This is a genomic window from Streptomyces sp. Z423-1, assembly GCF_013009255.1.
Taxonomy (GTDB): Bacteria; Actinomycetota; Actinomycetes; order Streptomycetales; family Streptomycetaceae; genus Streptomyces; species Streptomyces gossypiisoli.
In genome coordinates this window covers 929,435-950,896 of sequence record NZ_CP053109.1, presented here as the reverse complement: position 1 = coordinate 950,896, position 21,462 = coordinate 929,435, and the positions used below count along the sequence as shown (strand labels likewise).

Sequence of the window (21,462 nt, the reverse complement as noted above, 5' to 3'; positions counted from 1 at the left end):
TAGTGCGCATTGGGTCGGCAGTGTAGAACGGGAGATGTGACGGCAATGGCTACGGAAACTCCCCAGCTCCGCGAGGCATGTGCCGTCCCCGCCCTGGGCAGCAAACGGTGACGGGAACCGCCACGACGCGCACGGACGACCCGGAGCGCGCGACCCTCCACAAGGCCACGGCCGAGAACTTCCCCGTGGCCCCGTTCTTCCTGCCCAGAGCCTGGCGCACCGACCTCATGGCCGTCTACGGCTTCGCCCGCCTCGTCGACGACATCGGTGACGGCGACCTCGCCCCCGGCGGCGCCGACGCCCGGCTGCTCGGCGTGTCGCCCGAGCGGGCCGAGGACCGGCCGGCCCTGCTGGACGCCTTCGAGGCCGATCTGCGCCGCGTCTTCGACTCGGCCCCGCGCCACCCCCTGCTGCGCCGCCTCCAGCCGACCGTCCGCCGCCACTCGCTCAGCCCCGAGCCGTTCCTCGGCCTGATCGCCGCCAACCGCCAGGACCAGTTCGTCAGGCGCTACGAGACCTACGACGACCTCCTCGCCTACTGCGAACTGTCCGCGAACCCTGTGGGCCGGCTCGTCCTCGCCGTCACCGGCACCGCCACCCCCGAGCGGATCCGCCGCTCGGACGCGATCTGCACGGCCCTGCAGATCGTCGAGCACCTCCAGGACGTGGCCGAGGACCTCGGCCGCGACCGCATCTATCTGCCCGCCGAGGACATGAAGCACTTTCACGTCCAGGAGGCGGATCTCGCCACGGCGACCGCGGGCGCATCGGTGCGCGCACTGGTCGCATACGAAGCGCAACGCGCCCGCGATCTCCTGAATGAAGGCGCCCCCCTCGTGGGTAGCGTGCACGGCAGACTGAGGCTGTTGCTCGCGGGGTTCGTGGCGGGGGGAAGGGCGGCCGTCCAGGCGATCGCCGCCGCCGACTACGACGTACTTCCCGGCCCGCCCAAACCCGGCAAGCTCCGGTTGCTGCGTGAGGTGGGCGTGACTCTGCGAGGAGAGGGGTGATCCGGACCGTGGAGTCAGCGCCACACGCGTCCGCACCGGTACTCGCCGCCTACAGCTACTGCGAGGCCGTCACCGGACAGCAGGCCCGTAACTTCGCCTACGGCATCAGACTGCTGCCGACGCCCAAGCGCCGCGCGATGTCGGCGCTGTACGCGTTCTCCCGGCGCGTCGACGACATCGGCGACGGCGCGCTCACCGACGACGTGAAGTTCGCCCGGCTCCAGGACACCCGGACACTGCTCGACCGGATCCGTCAGGACGCGCTCGGCGAGGACGACACCGACCCCGTCGGTGTCGCGCTCGCCCACGCCGCCCGCCACTTCCCGATCCCGCTCGACGGACTGGACGAACTCATCGACGGCGTCCTGATGGACGTCCGCGGCGAGGCCTACGAGACCTGGGACGACCTGAAGGCCTACTGCCGCTGTGTGGCCGGCGCCATCGGCCGGCTCTCGCTCGGCGTGTTCGGCACGGAACCGGGGGCGCGCGGCGCCGAGCGCGCGCCGGAGTACGCCGACACGCTCGGGCTCGCACTCCAGCTCACCAACATCCTGCGCGACATCCGTGAGGACGCCGAGGGCGGGCGCACCTATCTGCCCGCCGACGACCTGGCCAAGTTCGGCTGCTCGGCCGGGTTCAGCGGGCCGACCCCACCGGAGGGCTCCGACTTCGCGGGCCTCGTGCACTTCGAAGTGCGTCGGGCCCGCGCCCTCTTCGCCGAGGGCTACCAGCTGCTGCCCATGCTCGACCGGCGCAGCGGCGCCTGTGTCGCCGCCATGGCCGGCATCTACCGCCGCCTCCTCGACCGCATCGAGCGCGACCCCGAGGCCGTGCTGCGCGGCCGGGTCTCGCTGCCCGGACGTGAGAAGGCCTACGTCGCCGTGCGCGGCCTGTCCGGTCTCGATGCCCGGCATGTGACCCGACGGACCGTCAGGAGGCGTGCCTGATGGAGAGCTTGGATCAAGGGGACACCGGCGGCGAAAAGCGGCGGGCAACCCTCCGTGGCCGGGCGGCGTCCCTGACTGCAACGGCCTGCCAGGGCACCTCGACACGCCACGGCGGGTGCGCAGGGGAGGGTGCACGATGACCGACGGCATGCGGTCCGAGCCCGCACGGGACACGGTGGTGGTCGGCGGAGGGCTCGCCGGAATCACCGCCGCGCTCGCGCTCGCCGACGCCGGGGTGCGCGTCACCCTGCTCGAAGGCAGGCCGAGACTGGGCGGCCTGGCCTTCTCCTTCCAGCGCGGCGAACTGACCGTCGACAACGGCCAGCACGTCTATCTGCGCTGCTGCACCGCCTACCGCTGGTTCCTCGACCGGATCGGCGGCGCGGCACTGGCTCCGCTGCAGAACCGTCTCGACGTGCCCGTCGTCGACGTCACCAAGCCCGAGGGCCGGCGGCTCGGCAGGCTGCGGCGCGACGCGCTGCCGGTGCCCCTGCATCTGGGGCGCAGCCTCGCGACGTATCCGCATCTCTCACTCGCCGAGCGCGCCAAGGTCGGCCGGGCCGCGCTCGCGCTCAAGGGCCTCGACCTCGCCGATCCGACCCTGGACGCACAGGACTTCGGCAGCTGGCTGACCGCGCACGGTCAGTCGGCGCGTGCCGTCGAGGCCCTGTGGGACCTGGTCGGGGTCGCCACCCTCAACGCGGTCGCTTCCGACGCCTCCCTGGGGCTCGCCGCGATGGTGTTCAAGACCGGTCTGCTGTCCGACCCGGGCGCGGCCGACATCGGCTGGGCGCGCGTCCCGCTGGGCGAACTGCACGACCGGCTGGCCCGCAGGGCGCTCGACTCCGTGGGCGTTCGTACCAGGATCCGTTCACGCGTCACCTCCATCTCCCAGAACGACAACGGGCGTTGGAGCGTTCGAGTTCCCGGCGAGGTCATCGAGACCGACGCGGTCGTGCTCGCCGTACCCCAGCGCGAGACATACGACTTGCTGCCGGACGGCGCGCTCGACGCACCGGAACAGCTGCTGCGGATCGGCACCGCGCCGATCCTCAACATCCATGTCGTCTACGACCGCAAGGTCGTCGACACCCCCTTCCTCACCGCGCTCGGCACGCCCGTGCAGTGGGTCTTCGACCGCACGGAGGCCTCGGGGCTGAGGACCGGCCAGTACCTCGCGCTGTCGCAGTCGGCCGCGCAGGACGAGATCGACGCGCCCGTGGCCGCACTGCGCGAGCGGTACCTGCCGGAACTGGCGCGTCTGCTGCCGCGGAGCCGCGGTGCCGAGGTGAAGGACTTCTTCGTGACCAGGGAGCGCACCGCGACCTTCGCTCCCACTCCCGGCGTCGGACGGCTGCGGCCCGGCGCCCGCACCGAGGCATCCGGCCTGTACCTGGCCGGAGCGTGGACCGCCACCGGGTGGCCCGCGACCATGGAAAGTGCGGTCCGCAGTGGCATCGGCGCGGCGGACGCCGCGTTGCGTGCCCTGGGCCGGCCCCGCCCCCGCCGGCTCTTCGACGTCGAGGAGGCGGCGTGAGGATCGAGCAGCACGCGGCAGGCCCCCGCACCTCCGGTACCGCAACAAGAGGAGAGACTGTGCCCACTGTGCCCCCGGCCTCGAAGGCCGCTCGAGAGACCGCGGTGGACGTGACCGCGCTCCTGGAGCGCGGCCGGACCCTGGCCACACCGGTACTGCGGGCGGCCGTCGACCGCCTGGCACCTCCCATGGACACGGTCGCCGCCTACCACTTCGGCTGGATCGACGCCGCGGGCAACCCCGCCGACGGCGACGGCGGCAAGGCCGTGCGCCCCGCCCTCGCCGTGCTGTCCGCCGAGGTCACCGGACGCGCACCCGAGGTCGGCATCCCCGGAGCGGTCGCGGTCGAACTGGTGCACAACTTCTCGCTGCTGCACGACGACCTGATGGACGGCGACGAACAGCGCCGGCACCGCGACACCGTCTGGAAGGTGCACGGCCCTGCCCAGGCCATCCTGGTGGGCGACGCCCTGTTCGCGCTGGCCAACGAGATCCTGCTGGAACTCGGCACCGTCGAGGCCGGCCGCGCCACCCGCCGTCTGACCACCGCCTCCCGCGCCCTGATCGACGGCCAGGCCCAGGACATCTCCTACGAGCACCGTGACCGCGTCAGCGTCGAGGAGTGCCTGGAGATGGAGGGCAACAAGACCGGCGCTCTGCTGGCCTGCGCCAGCTCCATCGGCGCCGTGCTCGGCGGCGCGGACGACCGCACCGCCGACACCCTGGAGAAGTACGGCTACCACCTGGGCCTGGCCTTCCAGGCCGTCGACGACCTCCTCGGCGTCTGGGGCGACCCGGAGGCCACCGGCAAGCAGACCTGGAGCGATCTGCGCCAGCGCAAGAAGTCCCTGCCGGTCGTGGCCGCGCTCGCGGCCGGGGGCAGCGCCTCCGAGCGGCTCGGGGAACTGCTCGCCGCGGACGCCAAGAGCAGCGACTTCGCGAACTTCTCCGAGGAGGAGTTCGCGGCCCGCGCCGCCCTGATCGAGGAGGCCGGCGGCCGCGACTGGACCGCCGAGGAAGCACGCCGTCAGCACACCATCGCCATCGAAGCCCTCGACGCCGTCGACATGCCCGACCGGGTGCGGGCCCAGTTCACGGCTCTCGCCGACTTCGTCGTCGTACGAAAGAGATGATCACTATCGGTCGAATAGCCCTCGCGTAGTCGCCGGCCGGTGTCGCGATCGGATGCGCACCGGCCGACGGCGGACCCACAGCAGACGCACCACCGCAGCACTGCACGAAGGGGAAGCCATGACAGCGACGACCGACGGAAGCACCGGGGCACTGCCGCCCCGCGCCGACGCGGCCAGCGAAACCGACAGCACCACCCCGGTGGCGGCCGGGGTCCACGAAGCCGCCGTACGCGCCGCCCTGCGCGCCACCGACTTCCTGCTCGCCCGGCAGGACGCCCAGGGCTGGTGGAAGGGCGACCTGGAGACCAACGTCACCATGGACGCCGAGGACCTGCTCCTCCGTCAGTTCCTCGGTATCCGCGACGAGTCCACGACCCGCGCCGCCGCCCTCTTCATCCGCGGCGAGCAGCGTGAGGACGGCACCTGGGCCACCTTCTACGGCGGACCGGGCGAACTCTCCGCCACCATCGAGGCCTACGTCGCCCTGCGCCTGGCCGGCGACGCGCCGGACGCGCCGCACATGGCGAAGGCGGCCGAGCGGATCCGTGCCCAGGGCGGTATCGCGGCAGCCCGTGTCTTCACCCGGATCTGGCTCGCCCTGTTCGGCTGGTGGAAGTGGGAGGACCTGCCCGAACTGCCGCCGGAACTCATCTACTTCCCGAAGTGGGTGCCGCTCAACATCTACGACTTCGGCTGCTGGGCCCGGCAGACGATCGTCCCGCTGACCATCGTCTCCGCGAAGCGCCCGGTGCGGCCCGCGCCCTTCCCGCTGGACGAGCTGCACACCGATCCGGACCACCCGAATCCGGCGAAGCCGCTGGCTCCCGCGGCGAGTTGGCAAGGCGCCTTCCAGCGGCTCGACAAGGGCCTGCACGCCGTGCGCAAGATGGTGCCGAGGAAACTGCGCAAGGCGGCGATGCGCTCGGCCGCGCGCTGGATCATCGAGCGGCAGGAGAACGACGGCTGCTGGGGCGGTATCCAGCCACCGGCCGTGTACTCGGTCATCGCGCTGCATCTGCTCGGCTACGACCTTCAGCACCCCGTCATGCGGGCCGGGCTGGAGTCGCTGGACCGCTTCGCCGTGTGGCGCGAGGACGGGGCCCGGATGATCGAGGCCTGCCAGTCGCCGGTGTGGGACACCTGCCTGGCGACCATCGCGCTCGTCGACGCCGGGGTGCCCGCGGACCATCCGCAGCTCGTCAAGGCGGCGGACTGGATGCTGGGGGAGCAGATCGTGCGGCCCGGCGACTGGTCCGTGCGGCGGCCGCAACTGCCGCCGGGAGGCTGGGCATTCGAGTTCCACAACGACAACTATCCCGACATCGACGACACCGCCGAGGTCGTCCTCGCACTGCGCCGCGTACGGCATCACGACCCGGAGCGGGTGGAGAAGGCCATCTCGCGCGGGGTGCGGTGGAACCTCGGCATGCAGTCGAAGAACGGGGCCTGGGGCGCCTTCGACGTCGACAACACCAGCCCGTTCCCCAACCGGCTGCCGTTCTGCGACTTCGGCGAGGTCATCGACCCGCCGAGCGCGGACGTCACCGCGCACGTGGTGGAGATGCTCGCGGTGGAGGGCCTCAGCCATGACCCCCGCACCCGGCGCGGCATCGAGTGGCTGCTCGCCGAACAGGAGCCGGACGGCTCGTGGTTCGGACGCTGGGGCGTCAACTACGTCTACGGCACCGGCTCGGTGGTGCCCGCGCTGACCACCGCCGGCCTGCCCGGCTCCCACCCGGCGATCCGGCGGGCGGTGACCTGGCTGGAGAGCGTCCAGAACGACGACGGCGGCTGGGGCGAGGACCTGCGCTCGTACAAGTACGTCAAGGAGTGGAGCGGCAAGGGCGCCTCGACCGCCTCGCAGACCGCCTGGGCGCTGATGGCGCTGCTGGCGGCGGGGGAGCGGGACTCCAAGGCCGTCGAACGCGGTATCGAGTGGCTGGCCGCGACCCAGCGGGAGGACGGCTCCTGGGACGAGCCGTACTTCACGGGGACGGGGTTCCCGTGGGACTTCTCGATCAACTACCACCTGTACCGTCAGGTCTTTCCGCTCACGGCGCTGGGCCGCTATGTGCACGGCGAGCCGTTCGCTCGGAAACCACTCGCCGAGGCCAAGGGGAACGCATGAGTTCCCCGTCCGCTCCGGCGCCGCTGCTGATCGCCTGCGCGCTCGGCATCGAGCGGCTGGCGTTGCGGCTGGGGGAGCGTGGTGGCGCGGGTGGGCCGGTGACCGTGCTGCGGACGGGCATGGGGCCCGGCGCGGCCGAGCGTTCCGTCGAGCGGGCGCTGGCCGACCCGGCACTCGCCGGGGCCGCCGTGCTGGCCACCGGCTTCTGCGCGGGGCTGGCGCACGGCATGCACCCCGGTGACCTGGTCGTCGCCGAGGAGACCCGGGACCCGCGCGGCACCACGCCCTGCGTGGGCACCGAGCTGCTCGTCAAGGAACTCGGGCGGGCGGTGCCCGGCCGCACCGTCCACACCGGCCCGGTCACCGGCTCCGACCACGTCGTGCGCGGTCAGGAGCGGTCCGACCTGCTGGCCACCGGCGCCATCGCGGTCGACATGGAGTCGGCGGCAACGCTGCTGAGCGCCGGGCGTGCGGGAGCACGTCCGGTTGCGGCCGTCCGGGTGGTCGTGGACGCTCCAGAACATGAACTCGTCCGAATCGGCACGGTGCGCGGTGGAATATCGGCTTTCCGCGTTCTTCGTTCCATTCTTCCCGCATTCTTTGAATGGCACCGTAATGTACTGCTCCCCAGGAGGTGAGCCCGATGGCCATGCCGCTGCGCCAGTCCATCAAGGTCGCTACATACTTGGCTGAACAGAAGCTCCGCAGGCGTGACAAGTTCCCGCTCATCGTCGAGCTGGAGCCGCTGTTCGCCTGCAATCTGAAGTGCGAGGGCTGCGGCAAGATCCAGCACCCCGCCGGGGTGCTGAAGCAGCGCATGCCGGTCGCGCAGGCCGTGGGAGCGGTGCTGGAGTCCGGTGCGCCGATGGTGTCGATCGCGGGCGGCGAGCCGCTGATGCACCCTCAGATCGACGAGATCGTACGGCAGTTGGTGGCCAAGCGGAAATACGTCTTCCTGTGCACCAACGCCATGCTGCTGCGCAAGAAGATGGACAACTTCAAGCCCTCGCCCTATTTCGCGTTCGCCGTGCACATCGACGGCCTGCGTGAGCGGCACGACGAGTCGGTCGCGAAGGAGGGCGTGTTCGACGAGGCGGTGGAGGCCATCAAGGAGGCCAAGCGGCGCGGCTTCCGGGTCACCACCAACTCCACCTTCTTCAACACCGACACCCCGCAGACCGTCATCGAGGTGCTCAACTACCTGAACGACGACCTCAAGGTCGACGAGATGATGATCTCGCCCGCCTACGCCTACGAGAAGGCGCCCGACCAGGAGCACTTCCTGGGCGTGGAGCAGACCCGCGAACTGTTCAAGAAGGCCTTCGCGGGCGGCAACCGGCGCCGCTGGCGGCTCAACCACTCGCCGCTCTTCCTGGACTTCCTGGAAGGCAAGGTCGACTTCCCGTGCACCGCGTGGGCGATCCCGAACTACTCGCTCTTCGGCTGGCAGCGCCCCTGCTACCTGATGAGCGACGGGTACGTGTCGACGTACCGCGAACTGATCGAGGACACCGACTGGGACAAGTACGGCCGGGGCAAGGACCCGCGCTGCGCCAACTGCATGGCGCACTGCGGCTACGAGCCCACCGCCGTCCTCGCCACGATGGGGTCGCTGAAGGAGTCGCTGCGCGCCATGCGCGAGACGGTCTCCGGAAACCGGGAGTGACGCCATGACCGCCATCCCCTTGGGCGTCCCCGAGGTACCGGCGCGGCCGATCGCCGAGCGGCGCGTGTCGCGGCGGATCCAGGTCGGGCCGGTGGCGGTCGGGGGCGGGGCACCGGTGTCGGTGCAGTCGATGACGACGACCCGTACGTCCGACATCGGCGCCACCCTCCAGCAGATCGCCGAGCTCACCGCCTCCGGCTGCCAGATCGTCCGGGTGGCCTGCCCCACGCAGGACGACGCGGACGCCCTCGCGACCATCGCCCGCAAGTCGCAGATCCCCGTCATCGCCGACATCCACTTCCAGCCGAAGTACGTGTTCGCCGCGATCGAGGCCGGCTGTGCGGCCGTACGGGTGAATCCCGGCAACATCAAACAGTTTGACGACAAGGTCAAGGAGATCGCCCGGGCGGCCCGGGACCACGGCACGCCGATCCGAATCGGCGTGAACGCCGGATCGCTCGACAAACGGCTGCTGCAGAAGTACGGCAAGGCCACGCCCGAGGCCCTCGTGGAATCGGCGCTGTGGGAGGCCTCGCTCTTCGAGGAGCACGACTTCCGGGACATCAAGATCTCCGTCAAGCACAACGACCCGGTCGTGATGATCGAGGCGTACCGGCAGCTTGCCGCCCAGTGCGACTACCCGCTGCACCTGGGCGTGACGGAGGCCGGTCCGGCCTTCCAGGGGACGATCAAGTCGGCGGTCGCCTTCGGCGCCCTGCTCTCGCAGGGGATCGGGGACACCATCCGGGTGTCGTTGAGCGCTCCGCCCGCCGAGGAGGTCAAGGTCGGCATCCAGATCCTGGAGTCGCTCGGGCTGCGGCAGCGGCGGCTGGAGATCGTGTCGTGCCCGTCCTGCGGGCGCGCACAGGTCGATGTGTACCGGCTGGCCGACGAGGTCACCGCCGGGCTGGACGGCATGGAGGTGCCGCTGCGCGTCGCCGTCATGGGGTGTGTGGTGAACGGGCCCGGCGAGGCGAGGGAGGCGGACCTGGGGGTCGCCTCCGGCAACGGCAAGGGGCAGATCTTCGTCAAGGGCCAGGTCATCAAGACCGTTCCGGAGTCGAAGATCGTGGAGACGCTGATCGAAGAGGCGATGAAGATCGCCGAGCAGTTGGAGCGGGACGGGGCAGCGACGGGCTCCCCGACGTCACGGGGAAACCGGCAGTGACTGTGAGCTGACGCAAGGCACGGACCGAGAGGGGGCCCGAGCGTGTCGATTCTGGAGACCATCCGGGGACCACGCGATCTGAAGGCGCTGTCCGAGGCGCAAGTCGACGAACTGTCCGAAGAGATCAGGGAGTTCCTGGTGCACGCGGTCGCCAGGACCGGCGGCCACCTCGGGCCCAACCTGGGCGTGGTGGAACTGTCCATCGCGCTCCACCGGGTCTTCGAGTCACCGGTCGACCGCATCCTGTGGGACACCGGCCACCAGAGCTACGTACACAAACTCCTGACAGGACGTCAGGATTTCTCGAAGCTGCGCGGCAAGGGTGGCCTGTCCGGCTATCCCTCGCGCGAGGAGTCCGAGCACGACGTCATCGAGAACAGCCACGCCTCCACCGCACTCGGCTGGGCCGACGGGCTCGCCAAGGCCCGCCAGGTCCAGGGGGAGAAGGGCCATGTCGTCGCGGTGATCGGCGACGGCGCGCTGACCGGCGGCATGGCCTGGGAGGCGCTGAACAACATCGCCGCCGCCAAGAACCGGCCGCTGATCATCGTCGTCAACGACAACGAACGCTCCTACGCCCCGACCATCGGCGGCCTCGCCAACCACCTCGCGGCGCTGCGCACCACCGACTCGTACGAGAAGGTGCTGGCCTGGGGCAAGGACGTACTGCTGAGCACGCCGGTCGTCGGGCACACCGTCTACGAGGCGCTGCACGGCGCCAAGAAGGGCTTCAAGGACGCCTTCGCGCCGCAGGGAATGTTCGAGGACCTCGGCCTGAAGTACGTCGGCCCGATCGACGGACACGACGTCAAGGCCGTCGAGTCGGCGCTGCGGCGTGCGAAACGCTTCCACGGGCCGGTACTGGTGCACTGCCTCACCGAGAAGGGCCGCGGTTACGAACCCGCCCTCGCGCACGAGGAGGACCACTTCCACACCGTCGGCGTGATGGACCCGCTGACCTGCGAGCCGCTCGCGCCTTCCAACGGGCCGTCCTGGACGTCGGTGTTCGGGGACGAGATGGTGAGGATCGGTGAGGAGCGGGAGGACGTCGTGGCGATCACGGCGGCCATGCTGCACCCGGTGGGCCTGGCCAAGTTCGCCGAGCGGTTCCCGGACCGGGTCTGGGACGTCGGGATCGCCGAGCAGCACGCGGCCGTCTCCGCGGCCGGGCTCGCCACCGGCGGACTCCACCCGGTCGTCGCCGTCTACGCCACCTTCCTCAACCGCTCCTTCGACCAGCTCCTGATGGACGTGGCCCTGCACCGCTGCGGCGTCACCTTCGTCCTGGACCGGGCCGGGGTGACCGGTGTCGACGGGCCCTCGCACAACGGCATGTGGGACATGTCGATCCTCCAGGTCGTGCCGGGCCTGCGGATCGCGGCGCCGCGTGACGCCGACCAGTTGCGGGCGCAGCTGCGGGAGGCGGTCGCCGTCGACGACGCGCCCACGCTCGTGCGGTTCCCGAAGGAGTCGGTGGGGCCGTGCGTCCCCGCGATCGACCGGGTGGGCGGCATCGACGTACTGCACCGGGCGGAGGCGCCGGAGGTGCTGCTCGTCGCGGTCGGGGTCATGGCGCCGGTGTGTCTGCAGGCCGCCGAGCTGCTTCAAGCCCGGGGGATCGGGTGCACGGTGGTGGACCCGCGGTGGGTCAAGCCCGTCGATCCCGCGCTGCCCGGCCTCGCCGCCGCGCACCGGCTGGTGGCCGTGGTCGAGGACAACAGCCGGGCGTCGGGGGTCGGCGCGGCGGTGGCGCTGGCGCTGAGCGACGCCGACGTGGATGTGCCGGTACGGCGGTTCGGCATTCCGGAGCAGTTCCTGTCGCATGCCAAGCGGGGCGAGGTGCTGGCCGACATCGGTCTGACGCCGGTCGAGATCGCCGGGCGGATCAGCGCGAGCCTGGCGGTCAGGGAGGAGCGGTCCGCTGTGCCGACTCAGGAGACGGTCGTACCGGAAAAGCCGTCCAAGGAGACGGTCGTACCAGCGCAGTCGTCCAAGGAGACGGTCGTTCGGGAGCAGTCCTCCAAGGCGACCGTCGCCGAGGAATCGCTGTCCAAGGAGAGCCACCCATGACCACCGCGGAACCCGCGTCCCAACCCTCGGCGTCCGACGGGGGCTTCGACCTCGGCGCGCTGCTCGCCGCGCGCGGAGCCGAGCGCTACGAGCTGCACGCCCGGTACCTCAACCACCAGTTGCCGCGCATGCTGCACACCATCGGCTTCGACAAGGTCTACGAGCGGGCCGAGGGCGCCTACTTCTGGGACGCGGACGGCAACGACTACCTGGACATGCTCGCCGGCTTCGGGGTGATGGGCCTGGGCCGCCATCACCCCGTCGTCCGCAAGGCGCTGCACGACGTCCTGGACGCCCAGCTCGCCGACCTCACCCGGTTCGACTGCCAGCCGCTGCCCGGGCTGCTGGCCGAGCGGCTGCTCGCGCACAGCCCGCACCTGGACCGGGTGTTCTTCGGCAACAGCGGTACGGAGGCCGTGGAGACCGCCCTGAAGTTCACCCGGTTCGTCACCGGCAGGCCCAGGGTCCTGTACTGCGCGCACGCCTTCCACGGCCTGACCACCGGCTCCCTGTCCGTGAACGGCGAGCCGGGCTTCCGGGACGGCTTCGCCCCGCTGCTGCCGGACACGGCCGTACCGCTCGGCGATCTCGACGCACTCGCCCGGGAGCTGAAGCGGGGCGACGTCGCCGCGCTGATCGTCGAGCCGATCCAGGGCAAGGGCGTGCACGAGGCCCCGCCCGGCTATCTGCGTGCCGCGCAGGAGCTGCTGCACCGGCACAAGGCGCTGCTCATCGCCGACGAGGTGCAGACCGGCCTCGGCCGCACCGGCGACTTCTACGCCTACCAGCACGAGGAGGGCGTCGAGCCGGACCTGGTCTGCGTGGCGAAGGCGCTGTCCGGTGGTTATGTGCCGGTGGGCGCCACGCTCGGCAAGGACTGGATCTTCAAGAAGGTCTACTCGTCCATGGACCGGGTCCTGGTCCACTCGGCCAGTTTCGGGTCCAACGCCCAGGCCATGGCGGCCGGTCTGGCGGTGCTGTCCGTCATGGAGAACGAGCAGATCGTCGCCGGCGTCCGGGCCACCGGTGAGCTGCTCAGGTCCCGGCTCGCCGCGCTGATCGACAAGTACGAGATGCTCGCGGACGTGCGCGGCCGGGGGCTGATGATCGGCATCGAGTTCGGGCGGCCCCAGTCGCTGAAGCTGCGCAGCCGCTGGGCCATGCTGCAAGCCGCCCGCAAGGGGCTGTTCGCGCAGATGGTCGTCGTACCGCTGCTCAAGCGGCACCGGATCCTCACCCAGGTCTCCGGCGACCATCTGGAGGTGATCAAGCTGATTCCGCCGCTGATCGTCGGGGAGCGGGAGGTGGACCGGTTCGTGGACGCCTTCACGGCGGTGATGGACGACGCACACAGCGGGGGCGGGCTGGTGTGGGATTTCGGGAAGACGCTGGTGAAGCAGGCGGTGGCCAACCGCTGAGCGAAGCGGTCTGGGGGTTTTGCGGGCCAGCGGGTTTGCCTCTGAGGCAAGGAAATTGCCTGAGAGGCAATCCTCCGGCTGAATGGAGGCATGAGTTCCTCCGCCTCCGAGCCCGGGGCCGAGCCGGCCGGCGGTCTGCCGGTGGTCGCCCCGCAGCTCCGCGCCCTGCGCCGCCGGGCCTCCCTCACCCTGGAGGCCGCCGCCCGTGACGCCGGGCTGTCGCCCGCCCATCTGTCCCGGCTGGAGACCGGGCAGCGCCAGCCCTCGCTGCCGATGCTGCTGGCGCTCGCCCGCGTCTACGGTACGACTGTCTCGGAGCTGCTCGGCGAGACGGTCGCCGACCGGGACGCCGTCGTGCGCGCCGCCGACATGGAACCGACCGGCGCGGGTGGCTGGACGTACTGGCAGGCCGGCGCGCCCGGGCGGGGCATGCAGGCCCTGCGGGTGCATGTGCCGTACGGCTCGCAGGGCGACATCGTGCGGGTGCACCCCGGTGAGGAGTGGCTGTACGTCCTCAAGGGGCGGCTGCGGCTGCGCCTCGGGGACGCCGCGCACCAGCTCGGCCCGGGCGACAGCGCCCACTTCGACTCGCTGACCCCGCACCGCCTCGCCGCCCAGGACCGGGGCGGGGTGGACCTTCTCTTCGTCCACACCCTGCTGCAGAGCCCCACGGCCGCGCTGTGCCTCGGCCCCACCACGGGAGACACACCATGAGCGACTACGAGCAGAAGCTTCCCCGGGCCATCTGGGTCCGGTTGGTCATCTACGTCGTCGCGGGGCACCTCTTCGCCGCCTTCCTCTACCTGCTGTTCGAGGCGGGGGCCAAGTAGGGCTCAGTCGAGCAGGCGTTCGCGCAGCAGCTCCCGGGTGTCGGGGGCGACGCCCAGGCCCCGCTCCAGATACGTGTCGACACCGCCCCAGGTGTCCTCGATGGTCTCGATCGCCGCCGTCAGATACTCGGCACGCGCGTCGAAGAGCGGGCTGAGCAGCTCCATGACCTCCGGGGAGTAGGCGGAGTCGGAGCTGCCGCTGCGGTGCACCTTGTAGCGGCGGTGCTTGGCGTTGGACTCCAGATAGTCGGCGAGGATCGCCTCGTGCTCCACGCCCAGCGCGAGCAGCGTGACGGCGATCGACAGTCCGGCGCGGTCCTTGCCCGCCGCGCAGTGCATCAGCGCGGGGACGCTGTCCTCGGCGAGCGCGTGCAGCACCTGGGAGTGCTCGGCGGTGCGCTCCTTGATGATCACGCGGTACGAGCTGATCATCCGGTCCGCGGCCTTGCCGTCCGCCAGAATCCCGCGCAGTTGCTCCACGTCGCCGTCCCGGACCATCTTCCAGAACTCGGCGCCGTCCGCCGGGTCCGTCAGCGGCAGATTGACGTTGCGCACGCCCGGCAGCTCGACGTCCGGGCCCTCCAGCTGCTGGTCCGCGGCGTTGCGGAAGTCGAAGATCGTGTGCAGCCCAAGGGAGGCGAGGAACGCGGCGTCGTCCGCGGTGGCGTGCGCGAGGTGGCCGCTGCGGAACAGCACCCCGTGTCGCACCCGGCGCCCGTCCACGGTCGGCAGTCCGCCCACGTCACGGAAGTTGCGCACTCCGGCCAGCTCCGGCTCGGTCGACGGCACCTGCTGCGTCACGGGGGCTCCCTCCCATCGGCCCCGCCGGCGCGGCTCGTCGACGGGCACGTCCCCCGACGATACGGCACGGATTCCTCGGCCAATGAGTTGTCCACAGGCGGTCACGGGGAGTTGGGGGAGTTGTCCACAGGCATTGCCCCGGGGGCTCCCCGCCCTTGATGATGTTGGTGCTTGAGCGGACCTGTCGGAATCTGTGAGGACTGAATGGTCGAGATCGCCGGGAACGAGCGTACGTGGCTGCTGTCCGGGCCCACGAGCAGCTACGCCGTGCACCTCACTGAGAACGACGAGCTGCTGCATCTGCACTGGGGCCCCAGGATCGCACTCGCCGACGCCGAAGCCCTCGCGGTGCGCCCGCTGCCGGACCACTGGCCCTTCGAGTCCCCGCTCGACGGACGGGAGGAGTACCCGATCGAAGGAGGCCCCCGCTTCGTCCGCCCCGCCCTGTCCGTGCGCACCGACGAGCGACGCGGCACCGAGTGGACCTTCGAGACGTACGAGACCGGCGACGACGAGCTGCGCCTGCGCTTCCGGGACGCGGGGCTGGCGATCACGCTGCACTACCGGATGCGTGACGACGTCGTCGAGCGCTGGGTGACCCTGCACAACGACGGGCCCGTGGTCGAGGTGCTGCGCGCCGACTCCGCCACCTGGACCCTGCCGGACCGCGACCAGTGGCGGCTGTCCCAGCTGCATGGCCGGTGGGCGGCCGAGTCCCGGCTGACCCGGTCGTATCTCACCTACGGCGAGAAGGTCATCGGCAGCCGCCGAGGTCACACCGGGCACCAACACCTGTCGTGGGTGGCGCTGGACGCCGACGCGACCGAGGAGCGCGGCGAGGTGTACGGCTGCGCCCTCGGCTGGTCGGGCTCGTGGCGGATCGCGGTGGCGCACCTGCCGGACGCGCGCGTGCAGATCACCGGCGGCGCCGGCTATGACGACTCGGGGCTGCTGCGGCTGGCCGCGGGGGAGTCCTTCACCACGCCCGTCTTCGCCGGCCTGTGGAGCGACGGCGGCTTCGGCGGGGCCAGCCGGGCGTGGCACGCCTACCAGCGCGCGTACGTCGTGCCCGACGCCGAGCGGGACCGGCCGGTGCTGTTCAACTCCTGGGAGGCCACCGAGTTCGACATCTCCGAGGAGCAGCAGCGGGCGCTCGCGCGGCGGGCCGCGGCGATCGGCGTGGAGCTGTTCGTCGTCGACGACGGCTGGTTCGGGGCGCGCACCAGCGACCGCGCGGGGCTCGGCGACTGGACACCCAACCCCGACCGCTTCCCGGCCGGTCTCAAGCCGCTCGCCGACGACGTGCACGCCCTGGGGATGCAGTTCGGGATCTGGGTGGAACCCGAGATGGTCAACCCGGACAGTGATCTCTACCGCGCCCACCCCGACTGGGTGCAGTTCCAGCCGGGACGAAAGCGGACAGAGATGCGCAATCAGCTCGTACTCAACCTCGCGCGGGAGGATGTCCAGGAGTACCTCTGGGAGCAGCTCCACGCACTCCTCTCCAGTGCGCGCATCGACTACGTCAAGTGGGACTTCAACCGCTGCTTCACGGATGCCGGGTGGCCCGGCGAGCCCTACCCGCAGCGGCTGTGGGTCGACCATGTACGTGCCTTTTATGCCCTTTTGGACCGCCTGCGGGCGGCGCACCCGGGCGTCGCCTTCGAGTCCTGCTCGGGTGGCGGCGGCCGGATCGACCTCGGAGTGCTGAGCCGCACCGACCAGGTGTGGACCTCCGACAACACCGACCCGCTCGACCGGCTCGCCATCCAGCACGGCTTCAGTCAGATCCATCCCGCGCGCGTGATGGCCGCCTGGGTCACCGACAGCCCCAACACCCAGCTGAACGGCCGGATCAGCACACTGCGCTTCCGCTTCGTCAGTGCCATGGCCGGGGTGCTCGGCGTCGGCGGCGACCTCATGCAGTGGACCGACGAGGAGCTGGCCGAGGCGCGGGACTGGGTGGCCCTCTACAAGGAGATCCGGCCCCTCGTGCAGCACGGCGACCTCTACCGGCTGCGGCCGCCGGCCGGTGGGCTCAGTGCCGTGCAGTACGTACGCGGTGACGAGTCCGTCGTCCTCGCCTGGCTTCAGGCGCAGAGCTACGGGGAACCCCTCCCGGCGCTGCGGTTGCGCGGGCTGGATCCGGCAGCGTCGTACGAATGCCGTGAAACGGGCGAAGTGCACCGAGGTGCCGTATTGCTGCATCACGGACTGCGTACGGAATTGCGGGGCGACCTTGATGCGGCTGTTTTCCGGCTGCGTCGCATCTGAGCCTTCTGTCCGAATTAGCCTCTTCATTCCAACTCGCTCTGGAATAAAGGAGCCTGGAGCAGGGTCACGTGAGCAGCGTCATATCTGTGACCCAGCGTCGCTCGTCATGTTCACGTAATTCGCATGGTTTTCAAGGGTCTTTACGGAAAACGGCGGCGCCGTAATGCACGCAGTGTGACCGGAATTCGGGTGAACGGATCACGAAAACGGCGTTCCTGCGCAACCTCTTGCTTGTCCCGTGCGTCTTGGCTCGCTTACGTTCCACACCGATCCGGGCGGAACGCCGAATCCTGCCGCCGCCCGGTGCCCGCGCAAACTCACCCGTGTTCGGCAGGAGCGGGGGACCCACAGGTAGAACCGCCTGTTCCGGTCTCCGGAACGGCTCGGGGTAAAGCCGCGTTTCGGCGCGGCCGGACATCTCCAGTCCGCACCCGACAGCTCACCTCGCAGGCGCCGGAGAGGAATTCGCCATGCCCGCGAAGGGTAAGCACCGCCGTCCGAAGACCCAGCGCTTCACCCGCTCCATCGCCGTCGCCGGAACCGGTGGCGCCGCACTCGCCCTCCCGCTCATGGGGGCCGCCGGTGCCCACGCAGCCACTCCCCAGTCCACCGCGGAAAAGGCCGTTCAGTCGGTCCCGACCCAGAAGACGGCCGTCCAGCAGAAGGCCGCCGAAAAGAAGTCCGCCGCCACGAAGGCAGGTGTGCGGACGTATTCGGTGAAGGTCGGCGACTACCTCTCGAAGATCGCCGACGAGCAGAACGTCAGCGGTGGCTGGCAGCGGCTCTACGAGGACAACCGTGAGGCCGTCGGCGAGAACCCGTCGCTCATCCACCCCGGCCTGAAGCTCACGATCGGCAAGAAGGCCGCGACGAGCAGCGGCAAGCCGTCGTCCGCTTCCGCCGCTTCGCCCAAGTCGGCGGCGTCTGCGCAGACGACGGAGTCCTCGAACGCCTCCGAGTCCGCGGCGCAGTCGTCCGGATCGTCCGAATCCGCCTCCTCCGAGGCCTCCGCCCAGGCCGCCGACACCAGCACCGTCAGCGGCTTCACCGCCCCCGTGGACGGCGCCGCCGTCGGCACCGCCTACCGCGTGGCCGGCAGCATGTGGTCCAGCGGCTACCACACGGGCGTCGACTTCGCCGCCCCGAGCGGCACCCCGCTCAAGGCCGTCGGCGCGGGCACGGTCGTCTCCGCGGGCTGGGCCGGCGCGTACGGCAACCAGGTCGTCATCAAGCTCGCCGACGGGTACTACGCGCAGTACGCCCACCTGTCCGCGCTCTCCGTCTCCAGCGGCCAGAGCGTGAGCGCGGGCCAGCAGATCGGCCTCTCCGGCTCGACCGGCAACTCGACCGGACCGCACCTGCACTTCGAGATCCGCACCACGCCGAACTACGGCTCGGACATCGACCCGGTCGCCTACCTGCGGTCGAAGGGCGTCTCCATCGGCTGACGCGCGCGCCGCTCACACCATCGAAGGCCGGACCCCGATCCCCGGGTCCGGCCTTCGGCGGGTCTTCGGTCACCGGGGCTTATTCCGCAGTTGACCAATCCTTTGGCCGTGGCCTTTGTCACCGTCCGTCAACCCCTTCCTACGGTCGCGTAGGTCACATTCGAAGGGGAATGATGTCCCGACGTGGGAGACGATTCGAAGAATGACAGCAGATCAGTGATCGGGTCGTACGTGGCGGTGGGGGACAGCTTCACCGAGGGCGTCGGCGACCCCGGCCCCGACGGGGCGTTCGTCGGCTGGGCGGACCGGTTCGCCGTACTGCTCGCGGACCGCCGACCCGAAGGCGACTTCCAGTACACCAACCTCGCCGTGCGCGGCAAGCTGCTCGACCAGATCGTGGCGGACCAGGTTCCGCAGGCCATCGAACTCGCCCCGGACCTGGTCTCGTTCTGCGCGGGCGGCAACGACATCATCCGCCCGGGCACCGACCCGGACGACGTGGCCGAGCGCTTCGAGCGGGCGGTCGCCGCGCTGACCGACGCCGTGGGCACCGTGCTGGTGACGACCGGCTTCGACACCCGGGGCGTCCCCTTGCTCAGGCACCTGCGCGGCAAGATCGCCACCTACAACGGGCATGTGCGGGCCATCGCCGACCGGTACGGCTGCCCGGTGCTCGACCTGTGGTCGCTCAAGTCCGTTCAGGACCGCCGCGCCTGGGACGACGACCGGCTGCACCTCTCGCCCGAGGGGCACACGCGCGTGGCGCTGCGCGCCGGTCAGGCACTCGGCCTCGCCGTCCCCGCCGACCCCGAGCAGCCCTGGCCGCCGCGGCCGCCGCGCGGCACCCTCGACGTGCGGCGGGACGACGTCCACTGGGCGCGCGAGTACCTGGTGCCGTGGATCGGCCGACGGCTGCGCGGTGAGTCGTCGGGCGACCATGTCACCGCCAAGGGCACGTTGTCGCCGGACGACATCAAGATGCGGATCGCGTCGGTGGCCTGAGGCCGTTCCACCGGCGGCCCCTTGGTGCCGGCGGCTCACTGCTGCTGAGCCGCCGGCACATCCGCCAGTCCCAGTTCCCGGGCCAGCGCCTCGTCCACCCACTCCTGCGCACGCGCGCGTGACACCGCTCCCGCGTAGGACGTCAGCTGTACGGCGAGCCCGTCGAGCAGGGCGGTCAGGCGCAGGGCCGCGCCCATGGGGTCGGGGCAGCGGAACTCTCCGGCCGCCACCCCCTCGGCGATGACCTCGGCGATGGCCGCCTTCCACCGCTTGTCGAGGTCCCGGGTGACCGCCCGCAGCGCGGGCTCGCGCAGCGCAGCCGCCCAGCCCTCGATCCACAGCCGCCAGCCCTTGGCCTGGCCCGTCGGCGCGTACCAGCGCACCGCCGACCGCAGCCGGCGCAGGGCCGTCGTGCGCCGGCCGAGCAGCTTGCCCAGATGGGCGAGATCGTCCTCGGCCGCGTACGCGAACGCGGCGGCGACCAGCTTCTCCTTCGTCGAGAAGTGGTACAGCACGAGAGCGTTGCTCACACCGAGCGCGGACGCCACATCGGCGATCCGCACCGCCGCCACGCCCCGCGCCTCGATCTGTTCCACGGCGGCGCGCAACAACTCCTCGCGCCGCTCCGCCACGCTCAACCGCACTCTCGCCACCCCGTCACCCTAACGGGCCACGTCCGGACCATGGCCGGGCGGTGACGTCCCCCTCAGCGGTACGACCCGAAGCGCTCCGCGAGCAGCGGGAGCCGGTCCTCTGCGACGGCGTGCGCGGCGGCACGCGGCGTGGTTCCGTCGGTCGCCGCACGCGCCAGCACGAGGTCGGTCAGGGCGCGCATCGAGCGCCGGGTGTGCGCGAACGCCTCGTCCGCGTCCGCGCCGATGTCGCCGAACAGGGTCCACCACCACCAGGCGTTCGTCCCGGAGTTGACCACCACGTCGGGCAGGACCGTGACCCCGCGCGCGGTCAGCAGCGCCTCCGCCTCCGGTACGACGGGCATGTTGGCCGCCTCGACGATCCAGCGGGCGGTGATCCGCTCCTGGTTCGTGGCCTCGACCGCGTACGAGACGGCGGCGGGCACCAGCACCTCGGCGTCGGCGGAAAGCCAGGCGTCGCCGGGCAGTTCGCGGTCGCCGGGCCGCAACGCGGCGCGGTCCACCGTGCCGTAGGCGTCCCGCGCGGCGAGCAGCGCGTCGATGTCGAGGCCCGCCGGGTTGGCGATCGTGCCCTTGATGTCGGTGACGGCCACGACCGTGAGACCCGCGCGCGTGAGGAAGCGTGCCGTGGCACCGCCCATGGTGCCCATGCCCTGCACCGCGACCCGCGTGCCCGCGCGCGGGACGCCGGCCCGGTCCAGGGCCGCGAGCGCCGACTCCGCGACCCCGCAGCCGCCGACCAGCTCGCCGAGCCCGATGCCGTCCACCTCCACCGCGAAGGCGTCGGCGAGCCGCCGCCGGGCCGCCGCCTCGTCGTCCAGCAGCGGATACACCGCCTGGATCGACGAGACGAGCCCCACCTCGGCGGCGGCCCGGTCCACCAGGTCCTGGGTGAGCCCGAGGTCCTCGCCGGTGGTCCAGAAGGTCTCGATGTACGGCCGCATGGCGCGCAGATAGCGCACCAGGAGTCCGTACGCCGCCGGGTCCCGGGGGTCGCAGTCGATGCCGCCCTTGGCACCGCCGAGCGGGACGTAACGGGCCTCGGGGTCGTAGTGCAGGGCCTCCTTCACGGTCATCCCGCGGGCGAGCCCGGCCACCTCGGCCGGCGTGCAGCCCGGGCGCATCCGCAGCCCGCCGCTGGCGACGCCGCGCACCAGCCGGTCGACGACCAGGAATCCCTGGCGGCCCGTGATGTGGTCGGTCCAGGTGAGCGACAGAAGGGGGGCGGTCACGGAAGCTCCTTGCGGCCGAGGCATGGACGAGCGATGAGTGAGCGGTCTTACGGGGCAGCACTTACTGAATCATGAGTCAGTATCGGGCATGGGCGGCGGGTGGTGTCAGTGGGGCGGACCATAATGGAGGCCACACTGACTCCCC

18 protein-coding genes and 1 riboswitch are annotated in these 21,462 nt (G+C 70.9%); of the genes, 15 read left to right on the top strand and 3 right to left on the bottom strand.

The annotated features are described in order from the left end of the window. Positions 1-107: 107 nt before the first annotated feature. The 12 genes from hpnC (at position 108) to HJD23_RS04380 (ending at position 13,907) form a co-directional block, all read left to right on the top strand. Complete coding sequence (gene hpnC / locus HJD23_RS04435; protein WP_240980628.1) at positions 108-1,010, top strand: squalene synthase HpnC; 903 nt, start codon at positions 108-110, stop codon at positions 1,008-1,010. Continuing rightward, positions 1,007-1,957 carry a presqualene diphosphate synthase HpnD gene (gene hpnD / locus HJD23_RS04430; protein WP_171113802.1) on the top strand — a complete coding sequence of 317 codons (951 nt, stop codon included), beginning with the start codon at positions 1,007-1,009 and terminating at the stop codon, positions 1,955-1,957. Before hpnC ends, hpnD begins: the two co-directional genes overlap by 4 nt. A 136-nt stretch (positions 1,958-2,093) precedes the next feature. Then, positions 2,094-3,494, top strand: a complete 1,401-nt coding sequence (gene hpnE / locus HJD23_RS04425; protein ID WP_171113801.1) for a hydroxysqualene dehydroxylase HpnE — start codon at positions 2,094-2,096, stop codon at positions 3,492-3,494. Positions 3,495-3,562: 68 nt separating this feature from the next. Beyond that, positions 3,563-4,627, top strand: a complete 1,065-nt coding sequence (locus HJD23_RS04420; RefSeq protein ID WP_171118709.1) for a polyprenyl synthetase family protein — start codon at positions 3,563-3,565, stop codon at positions 4,625-4,627. Between the two features lie 118 nt (positions 4,628-4,745). Then, on the top strand, positions 4,746-6,755 hold the full coding sequence (shc, locus tag HJD23_RS04415; RefSeq protein WP_171113800.1) for a squalene--hopene cyclase: 2,010 nt from the start codon (positions 4,746-4,748) through the stop codon (positions 6,753-6,755). After that, positions 6,752-7,393: a 1-hydroxy-2-methyl-2-butenyl 4-diphosphate reductase gene (locus tag HJD23_RS04410; RefSeq protein WP_171113799.1), complete on the top strand. Its 642-nt coding sequence runs from the start codon at positions 6,752-6,754 to the stop codon at positions 7,391-7,393. Before shc ends, HJD23_RS04410 begins: the two co-directional genes overlap by 4 nt. A gap of 5 nt (positions 7,394-7,398) precedes the next feature. Continuing rightward, a complete protein-coding gene (gene hpnH / locus HJD23_RS04405) occupies positions 7,399-8,421 on the top strand; it encodes an adenosyl-hopene transferase HpnH (RefSeq protein ID WP_171113798.1) in 1,023 nt (340 codons plus the stop codon). Positions 8,422-8,425: 4 nt separating this feature from the next. Further along, positions 8,426-9,589 carry a flavodoxin-dependent (E)-4-hydroxy-3-methylbut-2-enyl-diphosphate synthase gene (gene ispG / locus HJD23_RS04400; protein ID WP_171133985.1) on the top strand — a complete coding sequence of 388 codons (1,164 nt, stop codon included), beginning with the start codon at positions 8,426-8,428 and terminating at the stop codon, positions 9,587-9,589. Between the two features lie 42 nt (positions 9,590-9,631). Further along, positions 9,632-11,659, top strand: coding sequence for a 1-deoxy-D-xylulose-5-phosphate synthase (gene dxs, locus HJD23_RS04395; RefSeq protein WP_240980627.1), 2,028 nt, complete (start codon positions 9,632-9,634; stop codon positions 11,657-11,659). Continuing rightward, positions 11,656-13,077, top strand: a complete 1,422-nt coding sequence (locus tag HJD23_RS04390; protein ID WP_171107314.1) for an aspartate aminotransferase family protein — start codon at positions 11,656-11,658, stop codon at positions 13,075-13,077. Before dxs ends, HJD23_RS04390 begins: the two co-directional genes overlap by 4 nt. A 90-nt stretch (positions 13,078-13,167) precedes the next feature. Next, positions 13,168-13,791 carry an XRE family transcriptional regulator gene (locus HJD23_RS04385; RefSeq protein WP_171107316.1) on the top strand — a complete coding sequence of 208 codons (624 nt, stop codon included), beginning with the start codon at positions 13,168-13,170 and terminating at the stop codon, positions 13,789-13,791. Beyond that, on the top strand, positions 13,788-13,907 hold the full coding sequence (locus HJD23_RS04380; protein ID WP_141307242.1) for a DUF6126 family protein: 120 nt from the start codon (positions 13,788-13,790) through the stop codon (positions 13,905-13,907). Before HJD23_RS04385 ends, HJD23_RS04380 begins: the two co-directional genes overlap by 4 nt. A 3-nt stretch (positions 13,908-13,910) precedes the next feature. Here HJD23_RS04380 and HJD23_RS04375 read toward each other — a convergent pair whose 3' ends face one another. Continuing rightward, complete coding sequence (locus HJD23_RS04375; RefSeq protein ID WP_171107318.1) at positions 13,911-14,708, bottom strand: tyrosine-protein phosphatase; 798 nt, start codon at positions 14,706-14,708, stop codon at positions 13,911-13,913. A 204-nt stretch (positions 14,709-14,912) separates the two neighbouring features. Between HJD23_RS04375 and HJD23_RS04370 the strand changes: the two genes are divergently transcribed. The 3 genes from HJD23_RS04370 to HJD23_RS04360 all read left to right on the top strand — a co-directional run bounded on the left by HJD23_RS04370 (position 14,913) and on the right by HJD23_RS04360 (position 19,432). Continuing rightward, positions 14,913-16,982 carry an alpha-galactosidase gene (locus HJD23_RS04370; RefSeq protein ID WP_171107320.1) on the top strand — a complete coding sequence of 690 codons (2,070 nt, stop codon included), beginning with the start codon at positions 14,913-14,915 and terminating at the stop codon, positions 16,980-16,982. A gap of 308 nt (positions 16,983-17,290) precedes the next feature. Then, a riboswitch (cyclic di-AMP (ydaO/yuaA leader) is annotated at positions 17,291-17,448 on the top strand. 4 nt (positions 17,449-17,452) lie between these two features. Further along, entirely contained in the window at positions 17,453-18,430 is a 978-nt protein-coding gene (locus tag HJD23_RS04365; protein WP_171107322.1) for a LysM peptidoglycan-binding domain-containing M23 family metallopeptidase, read from the top strand. Between the two features lie 216 nt (positions 18,431-18,646). Continuing rightward, complete coding sequence (locus tag HJD23_RS04360; RefSeq protein ID WP_171111324.1) at positions 18,647-19,432, top strand: SGNH/GDSL hydrolase family protein; 786 nt, start codon at positions 18,647-18,649, stop codon at positions 19,430-19,432. Positions 19,433-19,467: 35 nt separating this feature from the next. Here the strand turns inward: HJD23_RS04360 and HJD23_RS04355 are convergent, their stop codons facing one another. Together HJD23_RS04355 and HJD23_RS04350 are read right to left on the bottom strand one after the other, a co-directional pair. Then, positions 19,468-20,085 carry a TetR family transcriptional regulator C-terminal domain-containing protein gene (locus tag HJD23_RS04355; protein ID WP_171107324.1) on the bottom strand — a complete coding sequence of 206 codons (618 nt, stop codon included), beginning with the start codon at positions 20,083-20,085 and terminating at the stop codon, positions 19,468-19,470. A gap of 53 nt (positions 20,086-20,138) precedes the next feature. Beyond that, positions 20,139-21,317 carry a glutamate dehydrogenase gene (locus tag HJD23_RS04350; RefSeq protein ID WP_171107326.1) on the bottom strand — a complete coding sequence of 393 codons (1,179 nt, stop codon included), beginning with the start codon at positions 21,315-21,317 and terminating at the stop codon, positions 20,139-20,141. Positions 21,318-21,462 lie beyond the last annotated feature (145 nt).

Excerpts from the sequence above, each read along its gene's own strand:
- HJD23_RS04380 (WP_141307242.1), top strand. The coding sequence starts at position 13,788 with ATGAGCGACTACGAGCAGAAGCTTCCCCGGGCCATCTGGGTCCGGTTG.
- HJD23_RS04370 (WP_171107320.1), top strand. The coding sequence starts at position 14,913 with ATGGTCGAGATCGCCGGGAACGAGCGTACGTGGCTGCTGTCCGGGCCC.
- HJD23_RS04385 (WP_171107316.1), top strand. The coding sequence starts at position 13,168 with ATGAGTTCCTCCGCCTCCGAGCCCGGGGCCGAGCCGGCCGGCGGTCTG.
- hpnE (WP_171113801.1), top strand. The coding sequence starts at position 2,094 with ATGACCGACGGCATGCGGTCCGAGCCCGCACGGGACACGGTGGTGGTC.
- HJD23_RS04410 (WP_171113799.1), top strand. The coding sequence starts at position 6,752 with ATGAGTTCCCCGTCCGCTCCGGCGCCGCTGCTGATCGCCTGCGCGCTC.
- HJD23_RS04390 (WP_171107314.1), top strand. The coding sequence starts at position 11,656 with ATGACCACCGCGGAACCCGCGTCCCAACCCTCGGCGTCCGACGGGGGC.
- ispG (WP_171133985.1), top strand. The coding sequence starts at position 8,426 with ATGACCGCCATCCCCTTGGGCGTCCCCGAGGTACCGGCGCGGCCGATC.
- hpnH (WP_171113798.1), top strand. The coding sequence starts at position 7,399 with ATGGCCATGCCGCTGCGCCAGTCCATCAAGGTCGCTACATACTTGGCT.
- HJD23_RS04365 (WP_171107322.1), top strand. The coding sequence starts at position 17,453 with ATGCCCGCGAAGGGTAAGCACCGCCGTCCGAAGACCCAGCGCTTCACC.
- shc (WP_171113800.1), top strand. The coding sequence starts at position 4,746 with ATGACAGCGACGACCGACGGAAGCACCGGGGCACTGCCGCCCCGCGCC.